The following is a 12,752-nucleotide window of genomic DNA, read 5'->3' as shown; positions in this document are numbered from 1 at the left end:
TTGTTTCGAAAAATCGCGCAAATTGGCGCTTATAAGGAGTGGAGATAGGCTTAAAGTGAGACATTCGAAAGGAGGTGTGTAATGACTCAATATCATTCTAAGCCCGTGAGCCAAGAGGGATGGGTTGAGTGGAGCCTCGAAGAAGATGCCATTTGGCACGACTTGGTGAAAAGGCAACTGGACGTCATTAGTGACCGCGCATGCGATGCTTATTTGCACGGTTTGACCTTGCTGGATCTACCATTAGACAGAGTTCCCCAGCTGCCAGAGATAAATAAAGTGCTAATGGAAACAACCGGTTGGCAAGTTCAGCCTGTGCCTGCATTGATCGATTTCGACCGATTCTTTGATTTGCTCGCCAATAAGAAATTCCCAGTTGCGACATTTCTGAGAACGCGAGGCGAGTTCGATTACTTACAAGAACCTGATTTCTTTCATGAAATTTTCGGCCATTGTGCCATGCTCACTAATGCCGATTTCGCGGCTTTCACTGAGCATTATGGAAAACTAGGCCAAGCCGCCACATCTAAACAGCGCGCTTATCTTGCCCGTTTGTATTGGTTTACGGTTGAGTTCGGTTTAGTAAAAGAAGGCCAACAACTGAAAATCTATGGCGGTGGCATTCTTTCGTCTCCAGCGGAAACTATGTATGCGTTGGGAGGGGATTTGGCCGTTCGCGAGCGGTTCGATCTGCAAACGGTTTTAAGAACGCCTTATCGTATCGACATCATGCAGCCGAAATATTACGTGATCGACGAGCTATCTGAGCTCTTTAAAATCAGTCAGGAAAACCTATTACAGCAAGCTGATCTCGCCATCGATGCGGGGTTACTACCACCACTTTTTGAACCCAAGGAACCAACACATGTTGAATGAACAAAAATGCGAAGCCTGCAGTATCGACGCGATTGCCCTAAGTGAAGATGAACAACAATCTTTACTGTTGGAGTTGTCAGACTGGCAGATCATCGAAAGAGACGGCATCCCGCAGCTTGAGAAGGTGTTCAAGTTTAAGAACTACAAGCAAGCATGGGCATTCAGCAACATAGTGTCAGAACTGGCAGAAGAAGAGTTCCACCATCCTTCGATCTTATTGGAGTGGGGCAAAGTCACCGTCACTTGGTGGAGCCACTCAATCAAAGGCCTGCACAAAAATGACTTCATCTGCGCCTCACGCTGCGATGTGTTCGCGGTGAGTGAATAGTTTTGTAGGTTAGGAGTTACTCTTGCAACCTCTGTGATGCGATTAACTCATTATTCGGCTCATAATGTGAGTTGAATAATTGCCTTAAACAGCTCATAGTATGAGTTGAATAAGTGATACTTTCGCATCATGGGGTGTAATATGTGGATTTGGCAGCAAGATAATTGGCCAAACTTTGTTTGGGATAATCAGAAAATAGGCGTGAGGTTAAGAGAAGTACGGCTTAATCAGGGCATTCTATTGGGCAAGATTACCTCACAGTCGGCAGATCAATCCCAAACCATGCTCGACACCTTATTAGCGAACATAGTCCATTCCAGTGCGATTGAGGGAGAAAAGCTGAATGCCTTCTCTGTTCGTTCTTCTTTAGCCAACAAACTTGGCGTGAGTGAAGAGCGACCTTTTCCTACGACAGAACAAACCGATGGTTTAGCTGAAATTATGTTGGATGCGGTGCAGAACCTAACAGAGCCACTAGCGCTTGATAGGATCTTACATTGGCACGATAGACTGTTTCCTCAAGGCTACACCATGTTTAACCCTGTAGTTGGAGGTCAGCTACGAGGTGACGCTCCGATGCAAGTGGTATCAGGAAGAATTGACCGCCCAACCGTGCACTTTGAAGCGCCTAGCCGAGACATTCTTGATGCTGAGCTAGATACATTTATCAAATGGTTTAATGATTCACTTACCGACGCCACACTCGATCCTCTATTGCGAGCCGCAATCACTCACCTTTGGTTTATCACCTTACACCCGTTAGATGATGGTAATGGTCGTATTACTCGATTGTTGACCGACTTGGCATTAGCACAGGCCGAGCAGCAGTCGGTACGCTTCTATGCGATGTCGGTGGGAATTCTCGCTAACCGCAAGCATTACTACGAGATATTGGAGCGAACCCAGAAAGGGGGACTCGATATTAGCGAATGGTTGATGTGGTTCTTAGATACGTTAGACGAGACGTTTACAGGGGTTTTCGCTGAGGTCGACCAAACTGTATATAAGACCAACTATTGGCGCAGCATCGACCAAACCAAGCTTACAGCAGAGCAAGTAAAAGTGCTGAATAGGATGCTCGATGGTGATTTTTCAGAAGGTATCAATGCCAGCCAATATCAGAAAGTAGCAAAGGTGAGTAGTGCCACAGCAACACGTCATTTGAACGCTTTGATTGAGCATGGCTGCTTAGTTAAATCTGGTTCTGGCGGACGAAGCACCCGCTATCTGTTGCCGAAGTAGGGTCTATGCCTTTGATGTATCTCAGGGTAAGTTTGACCTAGCTATTAGCGACCACATCCCCCTGCTCTGCTTTCAATTTAGAGTATCAAAAACTCATAAATCTCAAAAGAATAATGTTATGCAACTGCAGTTCTATATTGGTATTATGATACTTTGATAAGCGTGATGAATCGAGTTAAATGATGCAGTTAGATGAGTATATTAAAGAGACGTTAGTACAGATAGTAAAAGGCGTGAATGATGCTGCTCAAGAGGTTTCTTCGTTAGGTGGCACTGTTAATCCTCATGCAACGTTTATTGATGTTGGTTTTGATGTACACCCTGAAAAGCCACCAAAGCAAACTATTAAATTTGATATAGCAATCCAAGTAAAAGAAAGCACTGATGTTGATGCTAGCGCAAAAGCCAAATTATCAGTTTTCTCTATCGGAGGCGGTATTAAAAACTTAGATGAATCAAACATTGCTCATAGAGTCACTTTTGAAGTTCCTTTAGACCTCCCTTGCCAAGCTTTTACTAATATAGAGTAAGCGTGTTAGTTATGCTGCTGCTTTTCTCGAAATGCAGCAGCATTGGCCATACAAAGATAACATTTACCCCTCTACTTTTTATCTTGTAACGGCTCTTTAGCCAAACGCACTTTCCCAAACTAGCTTGACCTGCATCAGCGACTTGCTGCTTTCTCGTCCTACAACCCCCACTATTGCTCATAGTATTGGTTTTATGAGGCTGCTCTATGATATATTTCTCGGCCAAGTGTATTACAGACGAAGGCTAATAATGTCTATCAACCTTTCACTCCTTCCACCCAGCGAGAAAAATAAAATCGAACTGGATAAGCAAGCATCGTTTCTTGTATGGAAACTGAAGCAAGCGAAATGTGGCCCTGAAGCCATTGTTGAAGAAGCAATGAAGCTAGGTGACCCAGAAGAAAAGGCTTGGTTTGATCAGTCTGTAGAAAAATACAAACGGGTAATGGGTGTCGCATAAACGCAGACAAACCTTGCCCAGCAGTGCTGTAGAATTGAAATGACACAGTAATTTGCTAGAATTTGCACCGTTAATTGAATCAGAGAGAAGATCCCGATGGGAAGAAGTTTTGAAGTGCGCAAGGCCTCAATGGCGAAAACTGCAGGCGCAAAAATTAAAGTTTATTCTAAATACGGTAAAGAGATTTACGTACTGGCTAAGAACGGCAGCTCTGACCCAGACATGAACCTACCTCTTAAGCACCTGATTGCTAAAGCGAAGAAAGACCAAGTACCAGCACACGTTATCGAAAAAGCGATCGATAAAGCGAACGGCGGCGGCGGTGAAGACTTCCAACCAGCTCGCTACGAAGGTTTTGGCCCAGGTGGCACAAGCGTAATCGTTGACTGTCTAACTGACAACGGCAACCGTACTTTCCAAGACGTTCGCCAATGTTTCGTTAAGACTGGCGCGAAAATCGGTGTTGAAGGTACTGTGTCTCACATGTTCGCTCACCAAGCTGTATTCCAGTTCAAAGGCGAAGATGACGAGATCATCCTAGAAACGCTTATGATGGAAGACGTAGACGTGACTGACGTTGAGCTAGAAGACGGTGTTATCACTGTATTCGCTCCAACGACTGAGTTCTTCAAAACGAAGACTGCACTAAACACTGCGTTCCCAGAGCTAACGCTAGACGTTGAGGAAATCACTTTCGTTCCTCAAACAACTACGCCAGTAGCTGAAGAAGATTCTGAGAAATTCCAGAAGTTCTTAGACATGCTTGACGACTGTGATGACGTTCAGCAGGTTTACCACAACGCTGAGCTGTAATCTTTACAGTAACAACAGTTATTAAAAAACCGAGCCTAGTGCTCGGTTTTTTTATGAACGTTATACCTGATTTTCCTTGATCATCGTTCCATAATGTACGGCTGACAAAGCGTTCTCTGGTCGCGATTTATCGCTGAACTTCATTATATTGTTCGTCTTATCCCGACATGAATCTGATTTAAGTACTCCCTGAGTATCATCGGGGTGATCGCCAAGCGTATTTAGTGTACAAAGAAAGAAAATATCAGCCAAAGGCTTTGACCCTGCTTATTGATGCATTGATTGAGAGTGTTCGATCTTTTCATAGCGATGGTTTGGTCAAATAAAAGGAGAAAGAAATGAAAGTAAGTTTTATCGGGCTAGGCGTTATGGGTTTCCCAATGGCAGGCCATCTAGTCAAAGCCGGTTTTGAAGTAACGGTATTTAACCGCACTCACAGCAAAGCGCTAGGCTGGGCTGATAAACACCAAGGTAAAGCGGCTGAATCTGTGGCTGAGTGTGTAGCGGAAGCTGACGTGGTATTGGTTTGTGTGGGTAACGATGACGACGTACGCAGCATGACAACCAGCGAAACAGGCGCATTGGCAGCGATGAAGCCAAACGCGATTCTTGTCGATCACACTACAACGTCTGCAGTTCTGTCTGAAGAGCTTGAAGTGGCAGCGAAGCAAGCCGGTATTCGCTTTATGGATGCACCTGTATCTGGTGGCCAAGCGGGCGCAGAAAATGGCGTGCTAACCATCATGTGTGGTGGCGAACAAGCGCTTTTCAACGACCTTCAACCTGTGTTCGAAGCTTACGGTAAGTCGTCAGTTCTTATGGGTAAAGTCGGCCAAGGCCAACGCGCGAAAATGGTTAACCAGATCTGCATTGCAGGAGTGTTGAATGGCTTATCTGAAGGCTTAGTGCTTGCTGAAAAATCAGGTTTGGATATCCCAACTCTGGTTGATTGCCTTAAAAACGGCGCTGCTGGCTCATGGCAGATGGAAAACCGTGCTACCACAATGGCACAAGACAAGTTCGATTTTGGCTTTGCAATTGATTGGATGATCAAAGACTTAGGTTTCTGTCTAGATGAAGCTGAGCGCCAAGGCATCCAGCTTCCACTGACTGAAAAGACCAACAACGCCTACAAGGCACTGTCTGCCGAAGGACAAGGCCGCATGGATACATCAGTATTGATGAAAGCCGTGGTTGAAGAGACAAAGAAGTAGAAAGATCGAAGTAATAGGAACTTCGTTTAGATAACTAAAAATAGCCGCGGATTAGCGGCTATTTTTTTGGTTTGAGCTCTGCCGAGTGCGTTAATCCAAAATAAATCCCCTCCTAGCCTCCCCTTGATTCATATGTAGATCCCTTGCTGATCGTGGAGAGGGGAGGAATAGAACATCGATCGTTAAAAGTGTCGATATATGTTCAGTGCTAAAGAAAGTTCTCCCCCTCTGCTAAAGATCTAGAGATATTGATGAACCCAGATTGAGGGGGAGGTAACTATGGCTAATTATGCGAATAGTGTTCATCTAGTTCCTATAAGGTTGAGACCCCACTCACACCGCCTCTCAACCATTCACTCCTTATAATTACCATTCGTCGCATTGGTAAAACTGCACGACAAATTCTAGTTAACCTTTCAACGTCAACATTTGAAAGGGATTAGAAATCATGACTACTTCACACTCATTAAATTCAGGCTCTACCACTTCTTTGTTTAAGCGTTCATTACTGATTGCGCTTGTTTCGTTTGCTCCGTCGTTAGCTTTAGCGAACCCGAGTTCAGACGTGCTTGATATTTACAACCAAGCGGCGCAAGGCAATGAAGATTTGGTTGAGGTGGCTTACGAGCGCCTGAATGACACGCTGCAACAAGACGGTGCGACGCCACTGACCTTGGTCTACTTAGGAAGCACAGAAACCTTAATGGGGCGTGATGCGTTCTTACCTTGGAATAAGATGAAGTATGTGGAAAAGGGTTTATCGACCATCGATAAATCACTGGTTCTGCTTAAAGACGAAGACCAACCGATTCATGAGCAACCTCGTGTTCAAGGGCTACCAGATTCGTACCTAACTCGCGCTATGGCTGCGGTGACTTACACCTCTCTACCAGACATGTTTAATCACTTTGATCGCGGTTATGACCTGTTCCTTTCGTTACTCACTGAAGAGGACTTTCAGCAACAGCACTTCTCTGCAACTTCATGGATTTATCGCTACGCAATTACCGCTTCGATTCGTGCTGAAGACTTCGAGCAAGCACAGGTGTGGCTAGAACAAATGGAAACCGCCGATGCTGGCAATATCGAAACTATGACTGCGAAGGCCCTAATAGCGAAAGCAAAGTAACAGCAGCGAACGCTAAAGAATGATGGGTAATCAGAGGACAATGAAATGATTGAATTTAAAGGTATCGGCAAAGCGTATGTGACTGGCGGTCAACGTGTTGATGCATTAAGCGGGGTCGATGGACACATCCAACGCGGTGAAATGGTGGCGTTGTGTGGCCCTTCTGGGTCAGGGAAAAGCACGCTGTTGAACATTCTTGGTTTGTTGGATATGGACTATCAAGGCGAGATAAACATTGATGGTAAAGCGTATCCGACTGAGCAAATTGCCGCTGCGCGTTTTCGTCGCGGGTCACTGGGTTTTGTATTTCAGCGCTTCAATCTGGTTCCAGTGATGACGGCACTTGAGAACGTGGCCTACCCATTGATGTTGAACCAATGTTCGAAACAAGAACAGCAGACCAGAGCACAAGAGATGTTGGAGCGTGTTGGGCTAGGCGAATATGTACATCATCGCCCAGACAATCTTTCAGGCGGCCAGCAGCAACGTGTCGCGATAGCCAGAGCGCTAATCCACAACCCAAGCTTAGTCATTGCCGATGAGCCGACCGCTAGCTTAGACAGTCACACCGCCAACCTTGTGATCGACATTATGAAAGAGCTCGGCCATGAAATGGGCACCACCTTTATTGTCGCAACGCATGACCCAAGAATGGCGCAGCGTTGTGACCGAGTCATTGAACTTATCGATGGTCAACTGGCACTACAAGCCACAGCAATGGAGGCAATCTCATGGGCAAGTTAACACAAAGAATGAGCACTTTTTTGCTTCCTACCTCGGTGCGTTTGGCGTGGCTTAATTTATTGAGAAACGGTCGCCGTAGTCTGCTTTCGGTATTGATCATCGCAATTGCCGTATTTGCGCTGACCTCGGCTGGAGGTTATGGGCTTTATACCTATGAATCTCTGCGTGAATCGACCGCGCGCGATACTGGTCATCTTACTTTGAGTACGCCGGGATATTTTGAGCAAGATGAAGACATGCCGCTGAGCAATGGTCTAGACAATGTTCAAGCCCTAACCAAGAGCATTATTGGCGACAGCGACGTGCGTGGTGTGCAGCCTAGGGTCTATTTTAGCGGCTTGGTTTCTAACGGCAGCAAGTCGACCATCTTTATGGGAACGGGTGTTAATGAGCGTGAGTTCGACATGAAAGGTCCATTCCTTGATGTGCGCAGTGGTCAAACTCTCTCAGATGTGAAATCTCCCAGATACGACAGCCAAGAGCCACAAGTGATGCTGGGAACTGACCTTGCTCGCAACCTCAAAGTTGCGGTTGGTGATTGGGTGACACTGCTCGCGACTACCAGTGACGGCGCATTGAACGCTTTTGATTTTAAGGTGCAGGGTATTTACTCGACAGGAGTGCCTGAGCTGGATAAGCGTCAGCTTTACGTTCATATCACCACCGCTCAAGAGCTTTTGGCTTCAGACAAAGTCAGTACCTTGTCGGTGTTCTTATTTGAGACAAGCAAGACCTCGACCGTTCAACAGCGTATCCAAACAGCTTTAGATCGAAATAGTGCGAGCCAAAGCGATCAAGGCACAGAGATCGAGATCACCCCGTGGCAAGATCGCGCGTTCTTCTACACCAAGGTGAAAGATCTTTACGACCGTATCTTCGGCATCATGGGCGCGGTGATGGCATTGGTAGTGTTTGTGTCGTTGTTTAACACCATGACCATGTCGGTGACCGAGCGTACTCGTGAAATTGGCACCTTGTCGGCACTAGGCAGTTACCCGTCTGAAATCGTCGCAGGTTTCTTAAAAGAGGCGGGATTGTTGGCTGTGATTGGCAGCGCGATCGGCGCGTTAGTGAGTGGCTTCGTGTCGGTGTTATTGCTGGTGGTGGATATCCAAATGCCACCACCTCCCGGCAGAACCGAGGGTTACCCACTCAACATTTACTTCTCATTGGAATTAGTTGGTTACGCCACTTTAGGTGTGTTGACGATATGTTTGCTAGCTGCTTATTTTTCTGCTCGCAAAGGCGTGAATAAGCCAATCACGGAGGCGCTGGTTTATGTATAAATTTACTCGTTCACTCACTGTTTTAGGTTCTGTATTGGTTTTGGTTCTAGCATCGACACCAAGCTGGGCAGTCGATTCACAACAAGTCACAGAGATGATCGCCAAGTCGGATAGCTATCGCTTGAACAGCGAACAGGCGTCTAAAGTGGTTTCTCTGGTCGCGCTATATCAAGACGAGCAACTAGACAAAACCCGCGAATACAACGTCTACACAAGACCAAACCGAGAGTCGCTGGTCGTGTTCAAGTCGGCGGTCGAGGCGGGTCAAAAGATGCTGATGATAGAGGACAACTATTGGTTACTGATGCCGAAATCGCGCCGACCTATCCGAATCACACCAATGCAGAAACTCTTGGGTGAAGCTTCGGTAGGGGACATTTCGACGCTCACTTGGAGCGAAGATTACCAAGGTAAGTGGGTTGCCGAGCAACAGGTTGAGAGGTCGACTGGCGAGACACTCGATACTTATCATCTAAAGCTAACGGCGAAAACCAAGGGTGCCAGCTATCAATCGATTGATCTGTGGTTAACGGCAGACCGAGCGTTTCCTGTTAAAGCGGATCTGTATCTGCGTTCAGGTAAGTTAGCCAAGCAAGCTTGGTTTACTGAAGGCGTGCGAGATGGCTTGCCAAGTGTAGTTTCGATGACTTTGCTCGATAAGATTCAACCAAGTAAGAAAACCGTGATTGAGTACCGCGAGGTAAGCGAACAAGCTTTAGCGGACAAATACTACAACCCTGCTTACTTATCACGTAATAGCGTGTCTGGGCTTTAGGTGGGTGCCATGAAAGCTTCTAGTCGTCGATTCCACATTAAGCCTTTAATCGCTAGCTTTCTTGCATTGTCTTGTGTGAGTAACACGACTCAAGCGGACGATCTGAGCCTAGCGTGGGACTGGCAACTGAGTGCTGAAGCCGTTGAATCGCGAGAGTCGCCATTTAGCCCTTTTGCATCTGATAATCGTCAGTCACTCAATGGTTTGTTGGATCTTGAAGTTGGATATGGCAATTGGCTTGGCCTGTTTGCCGTGAAAGCCAATGATATTTTGACTAATACTCCTCAAGACCAAGACGCGAGCTTTGAATCGGAATTCATTGCGCGCGAGCTGTTTTGGCAAGGTGGTGTTGAACTGTCTAATTCAGCGTTCGGTGATCACTACCTTGATGTGACACTCGGTAAGGTTCGCCTAGATTGGGGTGTTGGTTATGGCTACCGACCGTTAGACATTATCAAGCCTTACCGACAAAACCCTGTTGGCATTGTCGCAGAAGAGGGCGCCGGTGTGGCTTCAGCGTCACTGTTCGATATGACGGGCGAATGGACACTGCTTTACAGCGATTCGTCATGGACTTCCCAAGACGTAAATGAATTCGAAAAGCAGAATCAGCAACAAGGCTTTGGGATACGTCGTTACAATCTGGTTGGCGACCACGAATATCAGTGGGTCGCTTATTACGACGATGTACGCCATGGCTTACTTGGGGCGAGTTTAGTGTCGGTGTTGAATCTCGCTTGGGAGTTTCATGGCTCGGTGGTTTATCAGCGACAAAGCCTTGGCTACAGTCAGCCGGATTCAATGCTTAAACCGGTTTATCTTGAAGAGCAGGGCGAGGCTTATCAAGCGTTAGCAGGATTAACATGGGCCAATGACACGGGCCATAATGTGATGCTGGAATACTGGTTTGATAGCCGTGCTTGGAGTCATTCTGAGTGGCAAAGCGCGATAGAAAGTGCAGAGTCTTTGTCGGTTAATCCGATGACATCTTCGTTGGTAGGTTCTTATGCTCAAGGTTATCAGCACGCCAATTTGGTTCAACACAACATCATGTTTCATTGGTCTCTGGATTCGACACATGGCTGGCTTGAAGATATCACGCCAACATTCGATGTCATGTTGTCTCCTCAAGATGGCGGTTTTATTGCGACTCAGTGGCTCAATTATCAGGCTTTAGATAATGGCAATTCATCGTTGGATTTGGAACTTGCTGCACGCTTTCTAGGTGGTAAAAGTGATTCTGCTTACGCCAGTTTACCCGATAGTCATATGATTCTCTTAAATATCAAAGGACGATTTTAATGGACACTTCTTCAAACAGTCGATTTTCATGGATTAAGAGTTTCGCGTTCACCACGCTATTTTGTGTTCTTATTGCGATTACAACCCATACGATTTGGGGCGGCGGATTAACGGTTAACCTGGCAATCAGTTTTGGCTTTGGCTACAGCGCCGTGGGTTCTTCTTTCATCTTGGTGAAGTTGTTTAAGAGGACATCTCGAACGCTTGAGGTGGGTATCTCAATGGTGATCGCGATGACCTTTGGTACCTTGAACGCACACTATTGGTTGAACGGGTATTTCGGGGCTAATATCTCGGACCTTAAATCTGTAGTCTTGCTCGGTGTGATCTTCTGTTCGGTTTGCTATTACTATTTCTATACTCGGGAGCAGCAGTTACGTGCCGATAATGAATTGGAAGTGGCCAAGCGTCGTCAGGCCGACCAAGAAAAGGTGGTGGTGCTCAGTCAGCTTAAACAACTGCAAAGCCAAATTGAGCCGCACTTCCTGTTCAACACGCTTGCGACCATCAATGTATTGATTGAGAGTGACAGCGCGAAAGCCAAGTTGATGCTCGAAAAACTGACTGACTTATTGCGTGTAACTCTGAAAAACAGCCGCACTGAACAATCGACCATCGCACAAGAGGTCGACTTGTTAGACGCTTATCTTAATATCCAAAAGATACGCTTGGGTGAGCGCTTAACGTTCTCGATTGAAACATACGAGATTAGCGATTTGCAGGTGATTCCACCGTTCTTGATTCAACCTTTGGTCGAGAATGCACTCACGCACGGCATCGAGCCCAAAGCCGCTGGTGGCCAAGTGAATATTCGTATTACTCAACAAGCACAGCAGCTAAAAATTGAAGTGGCTGATAATGGCGCTGGGTTGAAAACGCCTTCTGCGAATACGGGTCACGGTGTTGGGTTAAGCAATATTCGTCAAAGAATCGAAACCCTGTATGGTGATAAGGCGAGCCTAACGATTACTGAACACGCTGAAGGCGGGGTAGTCTCGACGATCTTGTTACCGTTGACTGAGGCAGCCGCCTAGAATTACAGATCAGAAAACACCGAACAGTGACGCAAAATAGACGATTTACAGTGTGAATTTAAAGGACTAACCATGAACAACCCAACAGTACAGCCGAGCGTAACGGCGATAATCGCAGACGATGAAGCACTGTTAAGGCACCACTTAGACAAGAGCCTTGCTGAGGTTTGGCCGGAGTTAGAAATCGTCAGTAAAGCACAAAACGGTTTGGAGGCGATGCAGAGTATTCAGCAGCTTAAGCCCGACGTAGCTTTTCTCGATATTCGTATGCCGGAACTGGATGGTATCTCTCTGGCGAAACAACTCAACAAGTTAGATTCACCGCCATTGATTGTGTTTATCACGGCTTATGACGAATACGCGGTCAAAGCTTTTGATCACAATGCGATGGACTACCTGCTTAAGCCAATCAATGAAGAGCGTTTACTGGCCACATGTCAGAAAGTGCAAGCGCGTCTGTCGAGCAATCAAACACAAACAGGTACCACGCCAGAACAGCCCGATATCACGGCGTTAATGGCTCAGCTTCAACAACTATCCCAGTCGACGTCACAGCAAACGCAGCCTCCTTATCTATCGGAGAAAAAGTATCTCACATGGCTCAAAGCCAGTGTAGGGGAAGACATTCACCTAATCGCCGTCGATGATGTCGCTTACTTCAAAGCAGAAGACAAGTACGTGTCTATATTTAAGAAGGGTCAAGGGGGATCGCTAGAGGAGTATATTCTTCGCGTGTCACTAAAAGAGTTGATAGCGCAACTCAATCCTGATGAGTTTTGGCAAATCCACCGTTCAGTGGTGGTGAAAGTGTCAGCCATTGATAAGGTGAAGAAAGGGCTCTCAGGTCAGATGTCGGCGTATGTGTCAGGGGAAAAGCTACCGATCAGCCGTGCCTCGCAAGCGTTGTTTAAGGGTATGTAGAGAACTGGCTGAAATTTATGTAGCTTATTGATTTTAAATAGATGTAGTTAGCGAGTCTAAAATCGATTTAATAGGCTCTTATCTAAATGCCTATTTAA

At 46.3% G+C, this 12,752-nt stretch carries 14 protein-coding genes and 1 pseudogene; all 15 read left to right on the top strand.

Going from position 1 to position 12,752, the window contains the following annotated elements; genetic code table 11:
- Window positions 1–81: 81 nt before the first annotated feature.
- The 15 genes and pseudogenes from phhA to AB4493_RS04920 all read left to right on the top strand — a co-directional run bounded on the left by phhA (window position 82) and on the right by AB4493_RS04920 (window position 12,654).
- Window positions 82–876, top strand: coding sequence for a phenylalanine 4-monooxygenase (phhA, locus tag AB4493_RS04990; RefSeq protein ID WP_372154597.1), 795 nt, complete (start codon window positions 82–84; stop codon window positions 874–876).
- Window positions 866–1,204: a 4a-hydroxytetrahydrobiopterin dehydratase gene (locus AB4493_RS04985; RefSeq protein WP_017065112.1), complete on the top strand. Its 339-nt coding sequence runs from the start codon at window positions 866–868 to the stop codon at window positions 1,202–1,204. The genes phhA and AB4493_RS04985 overlap by 11 nt, the downstream gene beginning before the upstream one ends.
- Window positions 1,205–1,345: 141 nt before the next feature.
- Window positions 1,346–2,446 carry a Fic family protein gene (locus AB4493_RS04980; RefSeq protein WP_017061249.1) on the top strand — a complete coding sequence of 367 codons (1,101 nt, stop codon included), beginning with the start codon at window positions 1,346–1,348 and terminating at the stop codon, window positions 2,444–2,446.
- A 179-nt stretch (window positions 2,447–2,625) separates the two neighbouring features.
- Complete coding sequence (locus AB4493_RS04975) at window positions 2,626–2,976, top strand: hypothetical protein (protein ID WP_229647570.1); 351 nt, start codon at window positions 2,626–2,628, stop codon at window positions 2,974–2,976.
- A 250-nt stretch (window positions 2,977–3,226) separates the two neighbouring features.
- Window positions 3,227–3,436: a DUF3283 family protein gene (locus AB4493_RS04970; protein WP_004732615.1), complete on the top strand. Its 210-nt coding sequence runs from the start codon at window positions 3,227–3,229 to the stop codon at window positions 3,434–3,436.
- A 96-nt stretch (window positions 3,437–3,532) separates the two neighbouring features.
- Window positions 3,533–4,249 carry a YebC/PmpR family DNA-binding transcriptional regulator gene (locus tag AB4493_RS04965; RefSeq protein ID WP_010432326.1) on the top strand — a complete coding sequence of 239 codons (717 nt, stop codon included), beginning with the start codon at window positions 3,533–3,535 and terminating at the stop codon, window positions 4,247–4,249.
- 161 nt (window positions 4,250–4,410) lie between these two features.
- Window positions 4,411–4,575: pseudogene (locus tag AB4493_RS04960) on the top strand (LysR family transcriptional regulator); the annotation flags it as partial.
- A gap of 12 nt (window positions 4,576–4,587) precedes the next feature.
- The gene (locus tag AB4493_RS04955) at window positions 4,588–5,463 is read left to right on the top strand and encodes an NAD(P)-dependent oxidoreductase (protein ID WP_102428112.1); all 876 of its coding nucleotides are present in this window, start codon (window positions 4,588–4,590) and stop codon (window positions 5,461–5,463) included.
- Between the two features lie 448 nt (window positions 5,464–5,911).
- Window positions 5,912–6,592 (top strand): hypothetical protein, encoded by a 681-nt coding sequence (locus AB4493_RS04950; protein WP_017061254.1) that lies wholly within the window; start codon window positions 5,912–5,914, stop codon window positions 6,590–6,592.
- A gap of 45 nt (window positions 6,593–6,637) precedes the next feature.
- Window positions 6,638–7,336: an ABC transporter ATP-binding protein gene (locus tag AB4493_RS04945; RefSeq protein ID WP_017061255.1), complete on the top strand. Its 699-nt coding sequence runs from the start codon at window positions 6,638–6,640 to the stop codon at window positions 7,334–7,336.
- Entirely contained in the window at window positions 7,324–8,622 is a 1,299-nt protein-coding gene (locus AB4493_RS04940) for an ABC transporter permease (RefSeq protein WP_017061256.1), read from the top strand. Before AB4493_RS04945 ends, AB4493_RS04940 begins: the two co-directional genes overlap by 13 nt.
- Window positions 8,615–9,397 carry an outer membrane lipoprotein-sorting protein gene (locus AB4493_RS04935; RefSeq protein WP_372154596.1) on the top strand — a complete coding sequence of 261 codons (783 nt, stop codon included), beginning with the start codon at window positions 8,615–8,617 and terminating at the stop codon, window positions 9,395–9,397. The genes AB4493_RS04940 and AB4493_RS04935 overlap by 8 nt, the downstream gene beginning before the upstream one ends.
- Before the next feature lie 9 nt (window positions 9,398–9,406).
- Entirely contained in the window at window positions 9,407–10,699 is a 1,293-nt protein-coding gene (locus AB4493_RS04930; RefSeq protein ID WP_372154595.1) for a hypothetical protein, read from the top strand.
- Window positions 10,699–11,733, top strand: coding sequence for a sensor histidine kinase (locus tag AB4493_RS04925; RefSeq protein ID WP_372154594.1), 1,035 nt, complete (start codon window positions 10,699–10,701; stop codon window positions 11,731–11,733). The genes AB4493_RS04930 and AB4493_RS04925 overlap by 1 nt, the downstream gene beginning before the upstream one ends.
- Window positions 11,734–11,805: 72 nt before the next feature.
- The gene (locus tag AB4493_RS04920) at window positions 11,806–12,654 is read left to right on the top strand and encodes a LytTR family DNA-binding domain-containing protein (protein WP_102397969.1); all 849 of its coding nucleotides are present in this window, start codon (window positions 11,806–11,808) and stop codon (window positions 12,652–12,654) included.
- Window positions 12,655–12,752: the final 98 nt, after the last annotated feature.

The organism is Vibrio sp. 10N.222.55.A1 (genome assembly GCF_041473835.1).
Classification (GTDB): domain Bacteria; phylum Pseudomonadota; class Gammaproteobacteria; order Enterobacterales; family Vibrionaceae; genus Vibrio; species Vibrio crassostreae_C.
The sequence above is the reverse complement of the archived record's forward strand: the minus strand, read 5'-3'. Positions and strand labels throughout refer to the sequence as shown.